The sequence below is a fragment of the Streptomyces sp. NBC_01003 genome (assembly GCF_045162695.1).
In the GTDB taxonomy this organism is placed as follows: domain Bacteria; phylum Actinomycetota; class Actinomycetes; order Streptomycetales; family Streptomycetaceae; genus Streptomyces.
The window spans coordinates 3372310-3393542 of sequence record NZ_CP108707.1 but is presented as its reverse complement, the minus strand read 5'-3'; the positions used below and the strand labels follow the sequence as shown (position 1 = coordinate 3393542).

Here is a 21233-nt window from a genome sequence, read left to right as displayed (position 1 = left end):
GGGGCGGTGCCCGGCTGTCGGTGGCGTGGGCGAGACTGGCTCCGTGGCACCCATAGACGAGACCTTGCAGGCGACAGCCGACGCCGCCCCGCCCGGCCCGACGCCCCCCGGGGGCGGGGCCGCGAGCGCGCGTGCGCGGATGCCGGGCTGGCTGCCGCGGGCCATGGTGCTCGCCCTGGCCCTCATCGCCTGTTTCCAGTTGGGCAGTTGGGCGTTCCACCAGCTCACCGGGCTGTTGATCAACGTATTGATCGCATTCTTCCTGGCGCTCGCCGTGGAGCCGGCGGTCAGCTGGATGGCCGGGCGCGGCATGCGCCGGGGGCTGGCCACCGGGATCGTCTTCCTGGGCGTCACGATCGCCGGCGCGGGTTTCGTGGTCCTGCTCGGCTCGATGCTCGCGGGCCAGATCGTCAGCATGGTCGAGGACTTTCCCGCCTACCTCGACTCGGTGATCAACTGGATCAACCAGACGTTCCACACGGAACTGAGCAGGGTCGCGATCCAGGACAGCCTGCTGCACTCCGACTGGCTCCAGAAGTACGTGCAGAACAGCGCGAGCGGCGTCCTCGATGTGTCGGGGCAGGTCCTCGGAGGCCTGTTCCAGCTGCTGACGATTCTGCTGTTCTCGTTCTACTTCGCAGCCGACGGCCCCCGGCTCCGGCGCGCGCTGTGCTCGGTGCTGCCGCCCGCCAGGCAGGCCGAGGTGCTGCGCGCCTGGGAGATCGCGGTCGACAAGACCGGCGGCTATCTCTACTCACGCGGCCTGATGGCACTGATCTCCGGGATCGCGCACTACATCCTGCTCCAGGCCCTGGGCGTGCCCTACGCGCCCGTGCTCGCCGTCTGGGTCGGTCTCGTGTCCCAGTTCATCCCGACCATCGGCACGTATCTGGCGGGCGCCCTGCCGATGCTGATCGCCTTCACGGTCGACCCCTGGTACGCGCTGTGGGTGCTGATCTTCGTAGTCGTCTACCAGCAGTTCGAGAACTATGTGCTCCAGCCCAAGCTGACCGCGAAGACCGTGGACATCCACCCGGCGGTCGCCTTCGGCTCCGTCATCGCGGGCACGGCGCTCCTCGGCGCGGTCGGCGCGCTGATCGCCATCCCCGCGGTGGCGACGCTGCAGGCCTTCCTCGGGGCGTACGTGAAGCGCTACGCCGTCACGGACGACCCGCGGGTGCACGGCCATCGGACCAGATCCGGTTCGTCCCCCTTCGCGCGCATGCGGGCCGCCCTGCGTAAGCCGGACGATCCGAGGGGCGAAGCGGCGCCCGGGCCGGAACCGGAAGGGGACGCGGACGATACCCGCGACGGCTCTGAGTAGGCGTCCCAGGTGGGCCTCCTAGGTCTCAGTAGGTGATCGCCGCCCAGATCCCGGCGGCGGCGACGGCTGCCGCGTAGCAGGCGACCGCACCGCGCATCACGCCGTTCCTGGTCCTCTCGCTCCATGCCGTACGGGACATCAGCCAGGCCAGCGCGGGCAGGACGAGCACGGCGTGCAGGCTGACGCCGTGCAGCGGCTTGAGGGGAGCGGTCGAGTGGTAGGCCGCCTCCTGGTGGCCGGTCTTGGTCAGGATCACCCCGCGCGCGATCATCACGGCGCCGGACGCCAGCGCGACGAGCAGAATCGCGAACCCGGACCACAGCGCGAGCGGCATCCCCGTGGGCCCCGACGGCCGGCGCCGGAACGAGGCGACCGCGAACACGGAGAGCAGCACGACCAGGATCCCGCCGCCCACCGCGAGGGACATGGACACGGCGGTGTTGAAGCCGGACTCCATGTTGAGATGCGACGGCACCCGCCGCCATGCCTGGAGGGTGATCCCGCCGACCTCCAGGACGCAGTCGGCGGCGAACACGACGAGCAGTACGTTCCTGGCGCGGGCGCCGATCCGCAGATACGACGTCACCCAGGTGAGCGCGATCAGCGTCAGGCCGAAGGAGACGCCGAACGTGACCGGCTTGCGCCACGAGACAGGGCCGTCCCAGGGCCCTCCGTCGACCGCGAAGACCAGCAGGTGGGCGAGGCCGGAGAGGGTGAGTACGGCGCCGGTGGCGTAGCAGAGGCGCTCGGAGGGGCGGGCGGCGCGCCACAGCTCCCGTACCGCGCCGGTCATGGCAGGGGCTGTCGGGCCCGGCAGGGGAGTGGCTGTAGTGGGCGAGGACATCAGACGCGCACCTCCTTGGGACGGCCGAACGGCAGTACGGACACGGCGCCGGCCACGACCGTGCCGGCGAGGGCGAGGAGCTCGGCCAGAGTGGAGACGATCAGCAGGGAGTCGCCGGAGGACAGGTGGTCGCCGGTGTTGGGGGTGACGGCTGCGCCGACGCCGATGAACAGGCCGACGGCCAGGGCGAGCCCGGCGGTCCAGCGGTTCGGCCGCCAGGCCGGCAGCGCGGCGGCCACCACCGGGATGACGAGGCCGGGCGGCACGGCGGGGTAGTCCGCGCCGGCCACGATCTGGCCGACGATCGACAGGGCGAGCAGCGCCAGGGCGGCGAGCGTGGCGACGACGGTGGGGCGCCGGACCGGGCGGCGGTCTCGCGGGCGCTCCAGGAGCTGGTCCTGCGGGATCCCCGGGAGGTGGTTCTGCGCGTTCTCCATGGCGCAAGCCTCGCGAACGGGGGACGCGCCGTCGTCCCACGGCCGAAGACACCGCCTGTACGCCGGGGGGAGTATCCCCGGCGGGGGAGTGGCTGGTGGCCTGCCGGTGATGGCCTGGCTTCAGGCTGGGCTGCTGGTCGAGACCGGGCTCTCAGGAGGAGCCGTAGGTCACCACCACGCCGTGGTAGAAGTTCTCCTCGCCGGCCCCGCCCGACCCGATGTCCCCAACGCCCCAGACCTGTTGGGTGCCCGGTACCCGCTCGATTTCGTGAAGCAGCAGTCGCTGCCGGCGGTCGGCCTCTGTGACCTTGCCTGTCTTGCCCGGCAGGTAGGGAGGCCGTCCAATGCCGATCACCTTGCCCTCAGCCGTCCGCTGCGCCTCCCCGAAGACCAGTCCTCCCGCGCCGTCCGAGGCCACGGGGACGCAGCACAGGGACACGTCGGGGGCCGCTTCCTTCACCCAGTGGCGGCCGTCCCAGCGCAGAAGGATGGCCTCGTCGTCGGGCTCGTTGCCTTCGTCCCCCCGGTCGAAGGTGTGCTGTCCGGTCGCCCACACCCCACCTGTCTCGGACACGAGGACTTCATCCAGGCCGGCTCGGGGCTCAAAAAGGCTCGGGTCCGTGAAGCGGTACCGCGGGGTCTCGGTCAGCCGCCAGCTGTGCCCGTCGTAGTGCATGGCGGCGAGCTTCGTCAGCTCCACGTCGTCCGGTGCGTTGCCCACTGCCCAGATGTCGTCGCCGGACCGTCCGTCGATGGCTTCGGCCTGGGCGGGCAGCGGGACGGAGGTCCACCGGCGGCCGTCCCAGTGCCACGCCGCCTGCTCGCTGGCCAGGCGATGGCCCGGGGGCGACCTCCTCTGCTCTCCGGCGAGCAGCCAGACGTCGTCGGGGGCGAAGACCGCCGCGTCCTTCACCTTGTCCGTCATCGACGGAGGGAGCGGCACCTCCCGCCAGTGCTTGCCGTCCCAGCGCGCGAAGGCCGGATCGGTCCCCAGGGTGCCCAGCGGAAGGTCGGTGCTGAACAGCCAGACGTTGTCCGGCCCGGATGCCTCCAGGACGGTCAGCCCGAGGGTGGCGAGCTTCGGCAGCTCGGCGGCGGCGTCGTAGTCCCGCCACTTCTTTCCGTCGTAGTGGAGGAAGAACGTCGAGTACCCGGAGGCCTTCTCGATAGCGGTGCTGACATGGATCCTGTCGCGGCCGATCGCCCAGCCCTCGGTGGCAGAGGCGGCGGCGACATCCCTGATCTCGGCGTCGTCGGACTCGCTGACGTACGCGCTGCGCCAGCTGTCCCCCTCCGGCGGACCGGCGGAGGGGAGGCAGACGTGGGCGAAGCGCGCGTGCGCGAGGCCTTCCCGGAGTCGCTCGCATCCGGCCCGCACCCGGCCAGAGAGAGGATGAGTACAGCGGACAGCACCGCGGTTCTGCAGCGCAGGGGCAAGGGCATCTGCGGACCCTCCAGGCCTCGGGAGCCCCGGAGTCGCCTCGGGGAGCGCCAGAGTCTACGAGCTTCCGCATCGCAGGGTGCGTGGTGCGCGTGGTGCGCTTGACATCAAAATCGAACATCCATTCTTATGGAGTGTCTGGCGGCTCTCTCCCCAGTGTTTCCGGGGATTTCGGTGAGAGCGGCAGGGCTGTGAGCCTCGAGTTATCCACAGGCGGACGGGCGCCGAGGCCGATTGTCAGTGGCAGGCGCTAGCGTCATTGACGTGAAGCGATCGACTCAAGCAAATCGGGTGGAACCCATGGCAGGTACTGACCGCGAGAAGGCGCTCGACGCCGCGCTCGCACAGATTGAACGGCAATTCGGCAAGGGCGCAGTGATGCGCATGGGCGAGCGGCCGAATGAGCCCATCGAGGTCATCCCCACCGGGTCGACCGCGCTCGACGTGGCCCTCGGCGTCGGCGGTCTGCCGCGCGGCCGTGTGGTGGAGGTGTACGGGCCGGAGTCCTCCGGTAAGACGACCCTGACGCTGCACGCCGTGGCCAACGCGCAGCGGGCCGGCGGCGCCGTGGCGTTCGTGGACGCCGAGCACGCGCTCGACCCGGAGTACGCGAAGAAGCTCGGCGTCGACATCGACAACCTCATCCTGTCCCAGCCGGACAATGGCGAGCAGGCGCTCGAGATCGTCGACATGCTGGTCCGCTCCGGCGCGCTCGACCTGATCGTCATCGACTCCGTCGCCGCCCTGGTGCCGCGCGCGGAGATCGAGGGCGAGATGGGTGACTCGCACGTGGGTCTGCAGGCCCGCCTGATGAGCCAGGCGCTCCGGAAGATCACCAGCGCGCTCAACCAGTCGAAGACCACCGCGATCTTCATCAACCAGCTGCGCGAGAAGATCGGCGTGATGTTCGGCTCCCCGGAGACGACGACCGGTGGCCGTGCGCTCAAGTTCTACGCCTCGGTGCGACTCGACATCCGCCGTATCGAGACGCTGAAGGACGGCACCGACGCGGTCGGTAACCGCACGCGCGTCAAGGTCGTCAAGAACAAGGTCGCGCCGCCCTTCAAGCAGGCCGAGTTCGACATCCTCTACGGCCAGGGCATCAGCCGCGAGGGCGGCCTGATCGACATGGGCGTGGAGAACGGCTTCGTGCGCAAGGCCGGCGCCTGGTACACGTACGAGGGCGACCAGCTCGGCCAGGGCAAGGAGAACGCGCGCAACTTCCTGAAGGACAACCCCGACCTGGCCAACGAGATCGAGAAGAAGATCAAGGAGAAGCTGGGCGTCGGTGTGAAGCCGGAGGCGCCCACGGCCGAGCCCGGTGCCGACGCGGCGGGTGCCACCCCCGCCGAGGACGCGGCCAAGACGGTGCCCGCGCCCGCGGCCAAGGCCACCAAGTCCAAGGCCGCGGCGGCCAAGAGCTAGTCCGTGACGCGACGAACCGACTGGGCCGATCACGCCTACTCCGCCTCCCCGGCGGACCTGGGCGACGGGGGCCCGGGCGACCTGGACGGGCGCGGGGCGCCGCGTGACGGCGACGGACCGAGTGACGGCGGCAGTCCACGGGGCGGTGGCGGTACCCGTGGCGGTACTCGTGACGGCGGGCGCAGCCGTGGCCGTCGGCGCGGCAGCTTCGGCGAAGCGGCCGAAGGGCGACAGGGCAGCGGCTCCCCATCCTCGTCGAGGGCCGAGACGGGGGAGCCGCCTGCCGACCCGGCGGAGCGGGCGCGCGGCATCTGCCTGCGCCTGCTCACCGGGCAACCGCGTACGCGCAAGCAACTCGCCGACGCGCTGGCGAAGCGGGACATCCCCGATGAGGTGGCGGAGGAAGTGCTGTCCCGCTTCGAGGAGGTCGGCCTGATCAACGACGGCGCCTTCGCGGACGCCTGGGTGGAGTCGCGGCACCACGGCCGGGGGCTGGCCCGGCGGGCGCTCGCCCGGGAGCTGCGCACCAAGGGGGTGGACTCCGCGGTGATCGACGAGGCCGTCGGGCAGCTCGACTCCGAGCAGGAGGAGGACACCGCCCGCGAGCTCGTGGCCCGCAAGCTCCGCTCCACACGCGGTCTCGACCGCGACAAGCGCCTGCGCCGCCTTGCGGGCATGCTCGCCCGCAAGGGATACCCGGAGGGCATGGCGCTCAGGGTGGTCCGCCAGGCGCTGGAGGAAGAGGGCGAGGAGACCGAGGACCTCGGGCTGGGGGACTTCTAGCCCCCCAGGTGAGGATTCTGAGCTTCCCTCGGTAAGGGGCCGAGCTCTGCCGGGTGAGGGGGTGGTGAGCTCCGCCTGGTGAGGGGGAGGGCGGCGTCGGTACGGGGGTCCGACGCCGAACTCGCCCTCACCCAGGTGGGGTTAACCCCCGGGTCATGACGCCTGGTCGCCGCAGTGCACAGGGATGTGTGCACAGGCGACTGTGTACGCATGACACCGGAACCCGGCTCCGCCGCTCCCGCGGGCGGCCAGGAGCTGAGCGATCTCAGCGCTCTGAAGGCGCTGGCTCAGCCTCGCCGCCAGCAGATCCTCCAGCACCTCACCCTCCACGGCCCCGCGACCTCGGCGATGCTGGCCCGCGACCTCGGACTCAACACCGGCGCCACCAGCTACCACCTGCGTGAGCTGGCCCGCTACGGATTCACCGAGGAGAGCTCGCCCCAGAACCGGAGTCTGGGCGGGCGCGAGCGCTGGTGGCGAGCCGTCCCGGGCGACCGCCGTTTCCCACCCCGCAGCCGCCAGAACCCCGAAACCCGGCTCGTCATGGACGAGTTGAACCACCTCTCGTACGCCGCCGACCTCGAACTCTTCGAGCGGCTCCAGCGGCAGGGGCAGGACCTGGGGGAGTGGGCCGACGCCTTCCCGTACTCACGCGGCACGATCCGACTCACGCTGCCCGAACTCCGCGCGTTCTTCGAGGAGTTCATCGCGCTCCTCAACCGCTACAAGCGCCCCGAGAGCGAGACTCCGGACGGCGCACGCACCGTCCTGACCCGCCTGCTCGCCTTCCCCGCGCCGGCCCACCCCGACGACGCCGACGACGCCCGCCCCGACGACGCCCAGGCCCCGGCGCGCCGGGTTCCGGCCGTCGGAAATCAGGCCCCGACCGAGGGAATCCAGGCCCTCGACAACACCGCAGAGACGGACACGCCATGATGCTGCGCTACGCACTGCACACCGTCCGGGACCGCAAAGGGGGGTTCCTCGGTGCCTTCCTCGCCCTCATGTGCGCGGCCGCCCTCATCACGGCCTGCGGCACCCTTCTGGAGACCGGCCTGCGCGGCACCATCCGCACCGAGCGGTACGCGGCCGCCCCCGTCGTCGTCTCCGCCGACCAGAACGTCCACAAGACCACGGTCAAGCACAAGAAGGGCAAGACCAAGGTCAAGCACAAGGCCAAACCGATCGCCGAGCGGGCCTGGCTGCCTCAGGACACCGTGCGACGGCTCCGCGACCTCCCGGGCGTCGAGCGGGTCGTCCCCGAACTCACCTTCCTGGCCCAGCCCTTGCCGCCACGAGCCGCCGACCCCGACAGGCCCGCGTACGGGCATGCCTGGGACTCCGCCGCGCTGACCCCCTACGCGCTGACAGCCGGCACCGCACCCACCAAGCCCCAGGACCTCGTCGTGGACCGGGATCTGGCCGACCGCGCCCACCTCGCGCCCGGAGACAGCCTCACCGTCCAGTCCACCCAGGCACCGCGCACCTACCGCGTCACCGGAATCGCCGCGCCCGCCGGGCACGCGTCAGTGACCCACCAGACCTCCCTGTTCTTCACCACCTCAGAGGCCCGGCGCCTCGCCGACCACCCCGGCCAGGTCACCGCCCTCGGCGTCATCCCCGCCCCCGGCCAGAAGCCGGCAGGGCTGGCGCGTGCTGTCGCGAAGGCTCTCGACGGCACGACCGCCCAGGTCACCATCGGCGACGCCCGAGGCCCCGTCGAATTCCTCGACGCCGCGGGGGCCCGGATCAAGCTCGTCAGCATGGGTGGCGCGATGGGCGGCACCTCCCTCCTCGTCGCCGTCCTGGTCGTCGTCGGCACCTTCGCGCTCTCCGTCCAGCAACGCCACCGCGAACTCGCCCTGTTGCGCGCCATCGCCGCCACGCCCGGGCAGATCCGCAAGCTCCTCGGACGTGAGGCGCTCATCGTCGGCGCCGCCGCGGGCGTCCTCGGCTCCCTCGCCGGGCTCCCGCTCGGAGGATGGCTGTACCACCGCTTCGTCGAGCTCGGAGCGGTGCCGCCGACCCTCGAACGGACCGTCAGCGTCTTCCCCCTGTTCGCGGCAGTCGGCGCCACGCTGCTCGGCGCCTGGGCCGCCGCCCAGATCTCAGCCCGCCGCATCGCCCGTATCCGCCCCGCCGAAGCGCTCGCGGAGGCCGGCGTCGAGCGTTCTCGGCCCACCTGGGGCCGCATCGCAGCCGGAATCGCGCTTCTCTCGGGCGGCGCCGTCCTCGTTGCCGTACTCAGCGTGCTGCGCACCGAACCCGCGTCAACTCCCGTTACGTTCCTCGCCGTTGTCGTCCTCGCCTCCTCCGTCGCGCTGCTCGGCCCGCTCCTGGTGAAGGGCACCGCGGCCCTCCTCGCCGGACCTCTGCGCCTTGCGGGACCCGGCGGCAAACTGGCCACCGCCAACCTCCGCGGCAACGCGGCCCGGATGGCCGCCGTCCTCACCCCGCTCGCCCTCCTCATCGGCATGACCTGCACCGTCCTCTTCGCCCAGCCGACCCTGGGCAACGCGGCCCGCGCCCAGGTACGCGAAGGCATCCGGGCAGACTGGATCGTCGCGGCGCAGGGTCCCGGTGTGCCCGCCGACGCCGCACGCAAGATCCGTAGAACCAAGGGCACCGTCGCGACCGAGGTCGTCCGCACCACCGTGCGCGTAGGACTTGCCAAGTACCCGGCTCAGGGAGTCACCCGCGAGGGCCTCACGCGCACGTGGGACCCGGACGTCACGGCGGGATCGCTGCAGGGTTTCCGGCAGGACGGCGTCGCCGTCAGCGAACTCGCCGCCGACCAGCTCCACTTGAAGCCCGGCAGCAGGTTGAAGCTGACGCTCGGGGACGGCACACCGGCCACCCTCACCGTGGAGGCCGTCTACGCGAAGGGTCTCGGCTTCGGCGATCTGACCCTGGCCCACGACCTGGTGGCCCGGCACGTCGACAATCCCCTCGCCTCCTCCGTACTCGTCAGGACCAGCCGTACACAGAAACAACTCGCGGGCACCGTTCAGGAGTTCCCGGGTCTGCGCGTCCTCGCTCCCGCGGCGGCCGACGACCTCCAGGCCGAACGCCAGCAGGGCAACGCCGAGGTCAACCTCCTCGCCATGGGCCTGATCCTGGCGTTCACCGCGATCGCGGTCGTCAACACCCTCGCGATGTCGGTCTCCGAACGCATCCGGGAGTTCGCGATGCTCCGTCTCGCCGGCGCCACACGCCGTCAGGTCCTGAGGATGCTGCGCACCGAGGCCCTCGCCGTGCTGTTCATCGGCACGACTCTGGGCAGCGGTATCGCTCTGGCCGTCCTGACGGCGTTCAGTGTCGGCATGACCGGCAGCGCAGCCCCCTCTGTCGCACCCCTCGTCTACGTGGCCGTGGTCGCCGCCGCCGGACTCCTCGCGCTCACCGCGACCGCGCTGCCCGGCCGCGCCGCCCTGAAGCCCCGCCCGGTCGAGGTGGCAACAGCCAAGGAGTAAGGGGCGGTATGCAATGGTGGGCGCCCCTTACCTCGGGGGCGCCCACCGCCACGTACACCTACAACCTCGCGCGACCGTCACCCGGCCACCGGCAGTCCCGCCGCCTTCCACGCCTGGAAGCCGCCCACCAGATCGGTGGCCCGGTGCAGCCCCAACTGCCGTAGGGAGACGGCGGCGAGGCTGGACGCGTAGCCCTCGTTGCAGACGACCACGACGCGCAGATCGTGGCTCGTGGCCTCGGCCGCGCGGTGGCTGCCTTGCGGATCGAGCCGCCACTCCAGTTCATTGCGCTCCACCACGAGCGCCCCGGGGATCAGCCCGTCCCGCTCACGCAGTGCCGCGTACCGGATGTCGACCAGAAGCGCGTCGCCCGCCGCGGCGGCCGCGTACGCATCACCGGCCTCGACCCGGTCGAGACCGAGGCGCACCCGGTCGAGCAACTCGTCGATTCCCTCGGGCCGTTCACCCCGCAAACCGCTCACGCCGCCGGCGCCGTCCACGCCGCTCGTCCCAGTCGTCACGTCACTCACCCTGCCCTCTCCGATCACTGCCAGTCCTCGGGCCGCTCCACCGACTCGAGCCGCAGCACCTGGCCGGTGCGGCTGTAGCGGCGGATCTGCGGGAGCGGCGGGTAGTAGGCGTGCACGGAGATCGCGTGCTCGCTCGTGGACTCGTTGAGGACCTCGTGCACGTGGTGCTGTCCGAAGGCCCTGCCCTGGCCCGCGGCCAGCCTCCGCTCGCGGTCGACGCCTTCGGACAGCTCGAGCGTCTTCCAGCCGTCGGCGGGCAGCCGGGCCGCGAGTGAGTTCTCCTCGAGCTCGCCCGACGCCGTGAGGAAGGCGCCGACGGATTCGGCGTGGTCGTGCCATCCGGTGCCCGTGCCGGGCGGCCAGCCGATGAGCCAGGCCTCGCTGCCGCCGGGCCCTTCGAGCCGCACCCACGTGCGGCCCTCGGGGTCCAGGGGGAGCGAGGCGATGAGTTCGTGGTCCTCGGCGGTACGGCGTACGAAGTCGAGGAGGTCACGCTGCGTGGGCGCGGCGGTCGCCAGGGAAGGGGAGGGTGAGGCAGACACAGATACCGTCCTGAAGGTTCGCGGAGAGCGCGCTGGAAGCCCCGGAAGAACCGGTGAACCCGGGAAAAAGGGGGGATCGCGCAGAGGAAGAGGCGAATTCAGCAGGACGGGCGACACACGCAGCCCACATAGCGGACGAGGTCCATATGGACCCTCCGCCACAGGCGCACATCGGTGTCGGTCACGCTCCGGAGTACACCATGGCGGAGGGGGTCGGTCAACTCGTTCCGGCGGCGCTCCCGGCCTTCGCGCCGTTCTCCGCGGGCCCCCCGAGCGCGGCTTGCGCGGCCGCGTACAGCTGAGCGGGATGCACCCCGCTCAGGGCCGTGACCAGGTGGCCGTCCGGGCGCACGAGCAGCACGGAGTGCGCCGGGGCGCCCGGGTAACTCTCCGCAACGAGCAGCTCCGCCTCGTGCGGCAGCGCCGTGACGGCGGCCGCGAGCCGTGGCATGACCCCGGCCGAGACCCAGTGCCGCCGCTCCCACACGCCAGTGCCGGGCGCGATCAGAACGACGAGCAGGCGCCCGAGGCCGAGCCGGTCCCGCAGCCGGGCGAAGGACCCGTCGGGCGCTGTGACCCGCACGTCCTGGACAGGCGCGCCCGGAGCCGTACCCACGTCGACCTCGGCTTCCGAGGGCTCCGGCGCGAGAGGCGACTCGGCGTACGCCCCCAGACCGCCCAGCGCCCCGTGCCCCAGATGACCGTCCGTGAGCAGCACGTCATGGCCGCGCGCTGATCCGGCGACGTACGAGCGCAGCCCTTTGCCGCCCCGCAGTATCGGCAGCGCCTGGTCGGCGGCGCGCAGCCGGCCCGCGACGACGGCGCGGCGCTCGGCCTGATAGCTGTCGAGGAGCGCCTCGTGCGCGCCCCCGTCGTGCCAGGCGAGGGCCAGCTTCCAGGCGAGGTTGTCCGCGTCCCGCAGTCCCTCGTCGAGACCCTGGGTGCCGAGCGCGCCGAGCAGGTGCGCCGCGTCACCGGCGAGGAAGACCCGGCCGACCCTCCACCGCCGGGCCAGCCGGTGGTGAACCGTGTGCACCCCCGTGTCGAGCAGCTCGTACGGCGGGGTCGAGCCGGCGCACCAGCCGGCCAGCGTCTCCCGGATGCGGGTCACGAGGATGTCGGGCGTGACGAGCTCGCTGCGGGGCGGCAGCAGCCAGTCCAGGCGCCAGACGCCGTCGGCGAGGGGGCGGCCGACGACCTCCCCGCCGGACAGGCCGGACGTCCGCCAGGGAAGGCTCCGATGGAGCAACGCCTCGCCGGGCCAGGGAAGTTCCGTGCGCAGCGCGGCGACGGCGTGCCGTTCGACGGACGTGCGGCCGGGGAAGCGGATGTCGAGCAGCTTGCGGACCGTGGAGCGCGGGCCGTCGCAGCCCACCAGGAAGCTCCCGCGCCACCAGGTGCCCTTCGGCCCGCGCGTGTGTGCGGTCAGTGCGCCGCGCTCCTGCTCGATCGAGTCGAGGCGGCTGTTCACAGCGATCTTGATGAGCCGCTCGCCGTCGGCGGCCTCCCGCAGTGAGCCGGTCAGCTCGTGCTGGGCCAGATGCAGGGGCGAGGGCATCTGCTCACCGAAGGTGAGTTCCCGCATCACCTGTTTGCGCCGCAGGGAACGCCAGCCGGTCCAGCGCGCGCCCGTCTTGTCGAACGACGTCCGGGCGAGCCGCTCCACGAGGGCGGCGGTGTCCTCGCGGAGGATCACGGTCCGGGCGGGGCGCTGTTCGTCCTTGCCGGGGCCCTCGTCGAGCACCACGGAGGGCACGCCGTGGCGGGCGAGAGCGAGGGAGAGCGTGAGCCCGACGGGCCCGGCGCCGACGACGATCACCGGGTCCACGGCGCGGCTCCTCCTGCCCCTGGGAGTGCGGTGGGAGGCGTACAAGAAAGGGCAGTTGGAGCGGGGTGCGCGATCACAGAACGTATGCAACCCATTGCTGGTGCTTGCGTCAAGTGACGGAGGCAGTGGCGATCACGCCACTGCCTCCGTTTGCTCACATCTCGTCAGTTCTTCTACGCAGCCGCTCCGTCGGTGCTGTCCACGACGGAGGGCTCGGTGGCGGCCGCCACTGTGATGCCTGTCTTTGCGCGCCGGCCGCGTCGCTCGATCCAGTTGGCGAGCCCGGCCAGGGCCAGACACAGCGCCACGTAGATGGCACCGACGACGATGACCACCGCGGTGATCGGGTTCTCGCCGTTGACGATGATGTTGTTGGCCATCGTGCGGGCCGCGAACAGCAGCTCCGCGTACGTGATGACGTAGCCGAGCGAGGTGTCCTTGAGGGTCACCACGAGCTGGCTGATCATCGTCGGCATCATGGAACGCACGGCCTGCGGGAGCAGCAGCATCGTCATGACCTGAGACTTGCGCAGCCCCAGTGCGTACGCGGCTTCCACCTGTCCGCGCGGCACGGCGTTGACGCCCGCCCGGATCACCTCGGCCTGTACACAGCCGTTGTAGACGGTCAGACCGATGACGAGCGCCCAGAAGGCGGTGTTGTCGCCGATGATGCCGAGGCTGTTCTTGTAGGTCAGGAACAGGACCCACAGGGCGTAGATCGTGATCAGCAGCGGGATCGCACGGAACAGCTCGATGAAGCCCGTGGCGGCCCAGCGGACGGTCTTGTGCTCGGACAGGCGCGCGACGGCCAGGAGCAGGCCGAGCACCAGGGAGAGCACGCCGGCGACGGCGAACACCTTCAGCGTGGTGAGGACGCCGTCACGGATGCTGGTCCGCACACCGGCGTTGTTGAAGATGTTCCAGACCTCGGGCTCCAGCTGCCCCTTGACGTTCATCCGGTAGACGGTGAACGCGATCAGGCCGAGCACGGCGAGGGAGCCGACGATCGTGTAGATGCGGTTGCGCACCCGGGACTTGGGGCCCGGTGCGTCGTACAGGACGCTCGAACTCATCGTGCGACCCCCATGCGCCGCTCGAGCAGCCGGAAGAGACCGCTGATGGTGAAGGTGATGACCAGGTAGCCGAGAGCCACCCAGAGGAAGATCCAGGCGATGGCGAAGCCCTGGTCGCTGAGCAGCTTCTGCACGCCGAACAGCTCGGTGACGCTGAACGCGCCCGCGATCGCCGAGTTCTTCGTCAGCGCGATGAAGATCGAGCTGAGCGGCGGCAGGACGGTCCGGGTGGCCTGCGGAAGGATGATCAGGCGCAGCGTCTGGAAGAAGGTCATCCCGATGGACCGGGCGGCCTCGGCCTGTCCCAGCGGCACTGTGCTGATGCCGGACCGGACAGCCTCGCACACGAACGCCGAGGTGTAGAAGCTCAGCGCCATGAGGGCCTTGGCCCACGGGCTGAGGCCCGGCACGAAGATGACCGGAACGACGAACCACGCCACAAGGAAGAGCAGGGTCAGCGGGGTGTTCCTGAAGAGCGTGACCCAGGCGGTGCCGAAGAAGCGCAGCGGGGGTACGGGTGAGACACGGAACCCGGCGATGATGACACCCAGGACCATCGCGAGGAGCCCGCTGGCCAGGGTCAGCAGGACGGTGCCTATGAACCCCTCGCGGAATTCCGCGAGATGGTCGAGCAATACGTTCACGGGGATGTCCTCGTGGGCGGCGGCGGACAGGCAGCGCGGGCCGTGCCACGGGCGCACTGTGCGGTTGCGCCCGTGGCGGGCCGTTCACTGCCGGGGGGTCGTACGGTGCGGGCCGGGGCCCGCACCGTCAGCGCGTCAGTAGCGCTCGAGCGCCGGCGGCGCGGTGTACGCGGACTTGGACAGGCCGAGCGTCGCGTCGTACGCCTTCTTGTAGTCGCCGTTCTTCTCGTGGGCCTCGATGGCGTTCGAGACGGCCTCGCGCAGCGCCTTGTCGTCCTTGTTCATGCCGACGCCGTACGGCTCCTCGGTGAACGGCTTGCCGACGACCTTCAGCTTGCCCGGGCGCTGGGCGGCGTAGCCCTTGAGGATCGCGTCGTCGGTGGTGACGGCGTCGACCTCGTTGTTGAGCAGCTGCTGCACGCACTCGGAGTACTTGGAGAGCTCGACGGTCTTGGCACCGTACTTGGGCTTCTTGATCTCCTGGAGCGGGGTCGAGCCCTTGATGGAGCAGACCGTCTTGCCCTTGACGGAGTCCGAGCCCGTGATGCCCTTCTCGTCGCCGCGGACGAGGAGGTCGGCGCCGGCCATGAAGTACGGGCCGGCGAAACCGACCTGCTTCTTGCGCTCGTCGTTGATCGTGTAGGTGCCTACGTAGAGGTCGACCTCGCCCTTGGAGATGGTCGTCTCACGGACGTTCGAGTCGATCGTCTTGAACTCGATCTGCGACGGCTTGAAGCCGAGGTCGGCGGCGACCATCTTGGCGATCTCGATGTCGAAGCCCGAGCGCTTGCCGTCGGTGTCCTGGAAGCCCAGGTACGGCTGGTCGTTCTTGGCGCCGATGACGAGCTTGCCGGCCTTCTGCGCCCGCTTCAGCGTCGCGGAGTCCAGCTTCACGCCCGAGGCGACCGTGTACGTGGGCAGCTTCGGCTGGTCCTTGCCGCCGGCGCCGCCGGCGGGCTTGTCACCGGCGTTGCCGGAGTCGCCGCCACACGCGGTGGCGGTGAGGGCGAGCACGGCGACAGTGGCCGCCGCCGCGGCGGACTTGCGGAGCTTCATGGTGAACATCCTTCGTGTCGGCAGGTTTCGGCCGTGAAAAGTCAGACGCCCGTGCGTCAGCGTCAGTGGTGCAGGATCTTCGAGAGGAAGTCCTTGGCCCGGTCGCTGCGCGGGTTGCTGAAGAACTGGTCGGGGGTGGCCTCTTCGACGATCCGTCCGTCCGCCATGAAGACCACGCGGTTGGCCGCCGAGCGCGCGAAGCCCATCTCGTGGGTGACGACGATCATCGTCATGCCGTCACGGGCGAGCTGCTGCATGACCTCCAGGACCTCGTTGATCATCTCCGGGTCGAGGGCCGACGTCGGCTCGTCGAAGAGCATGATCTTGGGGTCCATCGCCAACGCCCGTGCGATCGCGACGCGTTGCTGCTGCCCGCCGGAGAGCTGCGCGGGGTACTTGTCCGCCTGCGTGCCCACGCCCACCCGGTCGAGCAGGGTGCGCGCCTTGGCCTCGGCCGCCTTCTTGTCCGCCTTGCGGACCTTGATCTGCCCCAGCATCACGTTCTCGAGCACGGTCTTGTGCGCGAAGAGGTTGAAGGACTGGAAGACCATGCCCACGTCCGCGCGGAGGCGGGCCAGCTCCTTGCCCTCCTGGGGCAGCGGCTTGCCGTCGATCGTGATGTCACCCGTGTCGACGGTCTCCAGGCGGTTGATCGTGCGGCACAGCGTCGACTTGCCGGAGCCCGAGGGTCCGATGACGACGACGACCTCACCACGCGCGATGGTCAGGTCGATGTCCTGGAGCACGTGCAGCGCGCCGAAGTGCTTGTTGACTTGATTCAGCACGACCAGCTCGTCGGCCGCGGGAATGGCGTCCTTGGTCACCGATACATCGGTCATCGGGGTCTTGCTCCATCCTCCTCGGTTGGGAGGACAGTAGTAATGCCGTACGACCAGCGTCATTACATCTGAGGGGAACTTGAGCATAACGATCCGGCTTCAACCGGCCACGATGCGTGAAGAGGGTGGCCCTGTGCGTACCGGCTGGATAACGGAAGGCGCCCGTAACCGGAACGCTCTTGACGGCGTCCTTATGTATCGGAGTGGATGCCCTGGTGTGCCGCACGCGCGTGCACGGATAACGCCTGCCGGCGTGCCGGGGCCGAACGACCGATGAACCGAAGGGGGCCGCGATGAGACTGCTTCTCGTCGAGGACGACGACCATGTCGCCGCTGCTCTGTCGGCGGTCCTCGCCCGGCACGGCTTCGAGGTGGCGCACGCCCGCAGCGGCGAGGAAGCGCTCCGGGCGCTCGTCCCCGAGGCGGACGCCTTCGGAGTCGTCCTCCTCGATCTCGGCCTGCCCGACCAGGACGGCTACGAGGTGTGCGGCAAGATCCGCAAGCGCACGTCGACGCCCGTGATCATGGTGACCGCGCGCGCGGACGTACGCTCCCGCATCCACGGCCTCAACCTCGGTGCCGACGACTACGTGGTCAAGCCGTACGACACCGGGGAGCTGCTGGCCCGGATCCACGCGGTCAGCCGGCGCAGCGTGCCGGACGAGTCCTCCGCGTCGGCCGAGGACGGACTGCGGCTCGGGTCCGTGCACATCGAACTGCCCACCCGCCAGGTCAGCGTGGACGGTTCGGTTGTCCAACTGACCCGCAAGGAGTTCGACCTCCTGGCGCTTCTCGCGCAGCGCCCCGGGGTGGTGTTCCGCCGGGAACAGATCATCAGCGAGGTCTGGCGCACCAGTTGGGAGGGGACGGGCCGCACGCTGGAGGTGCATGTCGCGTCCCTGCGCTCCAAGCTGCGCATGCCCGCCCTCATCGAGACCGTGCGCGGCGTCGGGTACCGGCTCGTCGCGCCGGTCGCCTAGAGGCCGCGGGTGCGCGCTCGCCTCCTCCCGCTGCTCATCGTCCTGATGGCGGGCGTGCTGCTCGCGCTCGGCTTCCCGCTCGCCGTGAGCGTGGCGGCCGCCCAGCAGCAGAAGGTCGTCGTCGACCGCATCGACGACACGGCACGCTTTGCCGCGCTGGCCCAGTTCGTCACCAAGCGCTCGACGGGCTCCCGCGTACGCGTCACGGACGAGCGCCAGCAGACCCTGCAGAACGAACTCACGCGCTACTACGAGGTGTACGGGATCCGCGCGGGCGTCTTCTACCGCAACAGCGACCCCATGGGGCGCGCCCCGGACGACTGGCAGTTGCCCCGCGACGGAGCCGTGCGCGAGGCCTTCGACGAGGCCCTGTTCTCGCGCGGCAGCCACGACCCGCAGCAGGTGTGGCCCTGGAGGCGCGGCCGGCTCGTCGTCGCGTCACCGGTCATCAGCGACGGCGATGTCGTCGCGGTCGTCGTCACCGACTCTCCCACCGGCAAGATGCGCTCCAAGACACTTCAGGGGTGGCTGCTCATCGCGGCGGGCGAGGCGGCCGCGATGCTTCTGGCCGTCGGCGCGGCCCTGCGGCTGACGGGCTGGGTCCTGCGGCCCGTGCGCGTCCTCGACGCGACCACCCACGACATCGCGACCGGCCGCCTGAAGTCCCGCGTCGCCTCGGCCGGGGGACCGCCGGAACTCCAGCGCCTCGCCCGGTCGTTCAACGAGATGGCCGACAACGTCGAGGACGTCCTGGAGCAGCAGCGCGCCTTCGTCGCCGACGCCTCGCACCAACTGCGCAATCCGCTCGCCGCACTGCTCCTGCGCATCGAACTCCTGGCCTTCGAACTGCCCGAGGGGAACGAGGAGATCGCCTCCGTGCGCACGGAGGGCAAGCGGCTCGCCTCGGTCCTCGACGACCTGCTCGACCTGGCCCTCGCCGAGCACACCGAGGCGGATCTGCGGCTCACGGACATCGGCGAGCTGGTGACCGAACGCGTGGGCGCCTGGCGGCCGGTCGCCGACGAGAAGGGCGTACGGCTGACCGGGGACTGCCCCGCGGTCACCGGGTGGGCGGACCCCGTGACGCTGTCGAGCGCCCTGGACGCGGTGATCGACAACGCCCTGAAGTTCACCCCCTCAGGCGAGGAGGTACGGGTCTGCGTCGCCCGTAACGGAGAGTCCACCGAGATCGTCGTCGCGGACCGGGGGCCGGGCCTGCGCGAGGACGAACTCGCGCGGATCGGCGACCGGTTCTGGCGCAGCGCCGGCCATCAGAACGTGAAGGGATCGGGCCTCGGCCTGTCCATCTCGCGGGCGCTGCTCGCGGCCGGGGGCGGCTCCATCACGTACGCCCCTCACGAGCCTCACGGGCTGTGCGTGACGGTGGCGGTGCCCCGGACCCGCCGGGAAGGCTGAGGCGGCGAGCCAGGGGCCCTACGGCTTCACCGAGCGGTAGTAGCGGCGGGCGCCCTCGTGCAGCGCCAGCGGATCCGTGTAGAGCGCCGTCCGCAGGTCCACGAGCTGCGCCGCGTGCACCTGTGTGCCGATGTGGTCGCGGCTGTCTATCACCGTGCGCGTCAGTGCCTCCGTCAGGCGGGGGTCGGCACGGTCCGTGGTCACCAGCAGATTCGCCACGGCCAGCGTGGGCACCGAGACACCCTGCTGCGCGTCCGGATAGGCGTCCGCGGGCATCACGGCGGCCCGGTAGTAGCGGGACGCGCCGCCCTGCTTGTGCAGTGCGTCGACGAGGTTGCCGAGCTCGACGAGACGGATGGGGTAGTTCTCGGACAGCGTGCGCACATGGTTCGTCGGCAGGCCGCCCGACCAGAAGAAGGCGTCGATGTCACCGTCCTTGAGCGCCTGGGGCATGCCGTCGATCCCTGTGGAGACGGGCTTCATGTCCCTCTCCAGGTCGAGCCCGGCTGCCTTGGCCACGCGCTCCGCGATGAGCCTGACCCCGGAGCCCTTGCCGCCCACGGCAACCTTGAGGCCCCGCAGATCCTGGACCGACCGGATCGACGACGAGCGGGGCACGACCAGCTGCACGTAGTCGTCGTACAGGCGGGCACAGCCACGCAGCCGGTCCCCTCCGGCGCCGCCCTGAAGCTTGTACTTCTCCACGGCGTCGGCGGCCGCGATCGTGAAATCGGCCTTCCCCGTGGCGACCCGTTCGACGTTCTCCTGGGACCCCTCGCTGTTCGTCAGGCGCACATCGAGGTCCGGCAGGTCGTGGCCGAGCGCGGTCTTGAGGAGCTTGCCGTAGCGCTCGTACACCCCGGTCCGCTGGCCCGTACTGAACGTCACGCTGCCCCCCGGTGTCCCGTCGTCCAGCGGCAGCAGCCACCACAGGATCAGCCCGAGGACGACGAGGGCGGCGGCCGAGCCCTCCAGGGCTCGGCGCCTGCTGACACGGGGGAGGGCTTTGGGCATGCGGGCGATCCTGCCATTTCACTCACCGTGAGGACCAGGGCCGAGGTCGGGGAACACCGGGGCACGCGCGCGTGGTGACCCCGTACCCTGGTGTGCGAGATGAGCGCGAAGACCTACGAGGTGCGCACCTACGGGTGCCAGATGAACGTCCACGACTCCGAGCGGCTCTCCGGCCTCCTTGAGGACGCCGGATACGTCCGTGCGCCCGAGGACGCCGACGGTGATGCCGATGTCGTCGTCTTCAACACGTGCGCCGTCCGCGAGAACGCGGACAACAGGCTGTACGGCAATCTCGGCCGCCTGGCGCCGATGAAGACGAAGCGGCCCGGCATGCAGATCGCCGTCGGCGGCTGCCTCGCGCAGAAGGACCGCGACACCATCGTGCAGCGGGCCCCATGGGTGGATGTCGTCTTCGGCACGCACAACATCGGCAAGCTGCCGGTCCTCCTGGAGCGCGCCCGCGTCCAGGAGGAGGCGCAGGTCGAGATCGCCGAGTCCCTGGAGGCGTTCCCCTCGACGCTGCCCACGCGCCGCGAGAGCGCGTACGCGGCCTGGGTCTCCATCTCCGTAGGCTGCAACAACACCTGCACCTTCTGCATCGTGCCCGCCCTGCGCGGCAAGGAGAAGGACCGCAGGACGGGTGACATCCTCGCCGAGATCGAGGCGCTCGTCGGCGAGGGCGTCAGCGAGATCACGCTGCTCGGCCAGAACGTGAACGCGTACGGCTCGGACATCGGCGATCGCGAGGCCTTCAGCAAGCTCCTGCGCGCCTGCGGGAAGATCGAGGGCCTGGAGCGGGTGCGCTTCACCTCCCCTCACCCGCGCGACTTCACGGACGACGTGATCGCGGCCATGGCCGAGACGCCGAACGTGATGCCGCAGCTGCACATGCCGATGCAGTCCGGCTCGGACACCGTCCTGAAGTCGATGCGCCGGTCCTACCGGCAGGAACGCTACCTCGGGATCATCGAGAAGGTGCGCGCCGCGATCCCGCACGCCGCCATCTCCACGGACATCATCGTGGGCTTCCCCGGCGAGACCGAGGAGGACTTCGAGCAGACCATGCACGCGGTCCGCGAGGCCCGCTTCGCGAATGCCTTCACCTTCCAGTACTCCAAGCGCCCCGGGACCCCGGCGGCGACCATGGAGGGCCAGATCCCCAAGGAGGTCGTCCAGGAGCGCTACATGCGCCTGGTCGAGCTCCAGGAGGAGATCTCCTGGGACGAGAACAAGAAGCAGGTCGGCCGCACCCTGGAGCTGATGGTCGCCGAGGGCGAGGGCCGCAAGGACGGCGCCACCCACCGCCTGTCCGGCCGCGCCCCCGACAACCGCCTGGTGCACTTCACCAAGCCGGACGCCGAGGTGCGCCCCGGTGACGTCGTCACTGTCGAGATCACGTACGCGGCCCCTCACCACCTGCTCGCCGAGGGGGACGTCCTCGAAGTGCGCCGCACGCGCGCGGGTGACGCCTGGGAGAAGCGGAACGCGGAGCCCCAGCAGAAACAGGGCGTCATGCTCGGCCTGCCCTCGGTGGGCGTCCCGGCCCCGCTGCCGGCGGCCACGGGCGGTTGCGCCGTCAACTGA

At 70.5% G+C, this 21233-nt stretch carries 19 protein-coding genes; 8 read left to right on the top strand and 11 right to left on the bottom strand.

All coding sequences use genetic code 11. The features are described from left to right. Window positions 1–43 precede the first annotated feature (43 nt). Complete coding sequence (locus OG698_RS15530; RefSeq protein ID WP_406103565.1) at window positions 44–1324, top strand: AI-2E family transporter; 1281 nt, start codon at window positions 44–46, stop codon at window positions 1322–1324. A gap of 25 nt (window positions 1325–1349) precedes the next feature. On the opposite strand, the gene OG698_RS15525 is transcribed toward OG698_RS15530, so the two are convergent. The 3 genes from OG698_RS15525 to OG698_RS15515 all read right to left on the bottom strand — a co-directional run bounded on the left by OG698_RS15525 (window position 1350) and on the right by OG698_RS15515 (window position 3983). Beyond that, window positions 1350–2117, bottom strand: coding sequence for a hypothetical protein (locus OG698_RS15525; protein WP_406111084.1), 768 nt, complete (start codon window positions 2115–2117; stop codon window positions 1350–1352). A gap of 50 nt (window positions 2118–2167) precedes the next feature. Then, window positions 2168–2605, bottom strand: a complete 438-nt coding sequence (locus OG698_RS15520) for a hypothetical protein (RefSeq protein WP_406103564.1) — start codon at window positions 2603–2605, stop codon at window positions 2168–2170. 151 nt (window positions 2606–2756) lie between these two features. Further along, window positions 2757–3983 (bottom strand): hypothetical protein, encoded by a 1227-nt coding sequence (locus OG698_RS15515; protein ID WP_406103563.1) that lies wholly within the window; start codon window positions 3981–3983, stop codon window positions 2757–2759. Between the two features lie 363 nt (window positions 3984–4346). Between OG698_RS15515 and recA the strand changes: the two genes are divergently transcribed. The 4 genes from recA (at window position 4347) to OG698_RS15495 (ending at window position 9727) form a co-directional block, all read left to right on the top strand. After that, window positions 4347–5471 carry a recombinase RecA gene (recA, locus tag OG698_RS15510; protein ID WP_326773806.1) on the top strand — a complete coding sequence of 375 codons (1125 nt, stop codon included), beginning with the start codon at window positions 4347–4349 and terminating at the stop codon, window positions 5469–5471. 3 nt (window positions 5472–5474) lie between these two features. Then, window positions 5475–6254 carry a recombination regulator RecX gene (gene recX / locus OG698_RS15505; RefSeq protein WP_406103562.1) on the top strand — a complete coding sequence of 260 codons (780 nt, stop codon included), beginning with the start codon at window positions 5475–5477 and terminating at the stop codon, window positions 6252–6254. A gap of 210 nt (window positions 6255–6464) precedes the next feature. Then, on the top strand, window positions 6465–7190 hold the full coding sequence (locus tag OG698_RS15500; protein ID WP_406103561.1) for an ArsR/SmtB family transcription factor: 726 nt from the start codon (window positions 6465–6467) through the stop codon (window positions 7188–7190). Continuing rightward, the gene (locus OG698_RS15495) at window positions 7187–9727 is read left to right on the top strand and encodes an FtsX-like permease family protein (RefSeq protein ID WP_406103560.1); all 2541 of its coding nucleotides are present in this window, start codon (window positions 7187–7189) and stop codon (window positions 9725–9727) included. The genes OG698_RS15500 and OG698_RS15495 overlap by 4 nt, the downstream gene beginning before the upstream one ends. 77 nt (window positions 9728–9804) lie before the next feature. Here the strand turns inward: OG698_RS15495 and OG698_RS15490 are convergent, their stop codons facing one another. The 7 genes from OG698_RS15490 to OG698_RS15460 all read right to left on the bottom strand — a co-directional run bounded on the left by OG698_RS15490 (window position 9805) and on the right by OG698_RS15460 (window position 16239). Continuing rightward, on the bottom strand, window positions 9805–10227 hold the full coding sequence (locus OG698_RS15490; RefSeq protein ID WP_406111082.1) for a rhodanese-like domain-containing protein: 423 nt from the start codon (window positions 10225–10227) through the stop codon (window positions 9805–9807). A gap of 44 nt (window positions 10228–10271) precedes the next feature. After that, entirely contained in the window at window positions 10272–10799 is a 528-nt protein-coding gene (locus tag OG698_RS15485; protein ID WP_406103559.1) for a cysteine dioxygenase, read from the bottom strand. A 217-nt stretch (window positions 10800–11016) separates the two neighbouring features. Then, window positions 11017–12627: an FAD-dependent monooxygenase gene (locus OG698_RS15480; RefSeq protein WP_406103558.1), complete on the bottom strand. Its 1611-nt coding sequence runs from the start codon at window positions 12625–12627 to the stop codon at window positions 11017–11019. A 173-nt stretch (window positions 12628–12800) separates the two neighbouring features. After that, window positions 12801–13700, bottom strand: coding sequence for an amino acid ABC transporter permease (locus OG698_RS15475; protein WP_406103557.1), 900 nt, complete (start codon window positions 13698–13700; stop codon window positions 12801–12803). Continuing rightward, window positions 13697–14344 (bottom strand): amino acid ABC transporter permease, encoded by a 648-nt coding sequence (locus tag OG698_RS15470; protein ID WP_399981942.1) that lies wholly within the window; start codon window positions 14342–14344, stop codon window positions 13697–13699. The genes OG698_RS15475 and OG698_RS15470 overlap by 4 nt, the downstream gene beginning before the upstream one ends. Before the next feature lie 135 nt (window positions 14345–14479). After that, entirely contained in the window at window positions 14480–15400 is a 921-nt protein-coding gene (locus OG698_RS15465) for a glutamate ABC transporter substrate-binding protein (protein ID WP_406103556.1), read from the bottom strand. A 62-nt stretch (window positions 15401–15462) separates the two neighbouring features. Continuing rightward, window positions 15463–16239 (bottom strand): amino acid ABC transporter ATP-binding protein, encoded by a 777-nt coding sequence (locus OG698_RS15460; RefSeq protein WP_399981947.1) that lies wholly within the window; start codon window positions 16237–16239, stop codon window positions 15463–15465. 293 nt (window positions 16240–16532) lie between these two features. Here OG698_RS15460 and OG698_RS15455 point away from each other — a divergent pair, with 293 nt between their 5' ends. Together OG698_RS15455 and OG698_RS15450 are read left to right on the top strand one after the other, a co-directional pair. Next, on the top strand, window positions 16533–17219 hold the full coding sequence (locus tag OG698_RS15455; protein WP_406103555.1) for a response regulator transcription factor: 687 nt from the start codon (window positions 16533–16535) through the stop codon (window positions 17217–17219). Between the two features lie 9 nt (window positions 17220–17228). Continuing rightward, on the top strand, window positions 17229–18635 hold the full coding sequence (locus OG698_RS15450) for a sensor histidine kinase (RefSeq protein WP_406103554.1): 1407 nt from the start codon (window positions 17229–17231) through the stop codon (window positions 18633–18635). Between the two features lie 18 nt (window positions 18636–18653). Here OG698_RS15450 and OG698_RS15445 read toward each other — a convergent pair whose 3' ends face one another. Then, the gene (locus OG698_RS15445) at window positions 18654–19649 is read right to left on the bottom strand and encodes a TAXI family TRAP transporter solute-binding subunit (protein WP_406103553.1); all 996 of its coding nucleotides are present in this window, start codon (window positions 19647–19649) and stop codon (window positions 18654–18656) included. A gap of 99 nt (window positions 19650–19748) precedes the next feature. Between OG698_RS15445 and miaB the strand changes: the two genes are divergently transcribed. After that, window positions 19749–21233, top strand: coding sequence for a tRNA (N6-isopentenyl adenosine(37)-C2)-methylthiotransferase MiaB (gene miaB / locus OG698_RS15440; protein WP_399981957.1), 1485 nt, complete (start codon window positions 19749–19751; stop codon window positions 21231–21233).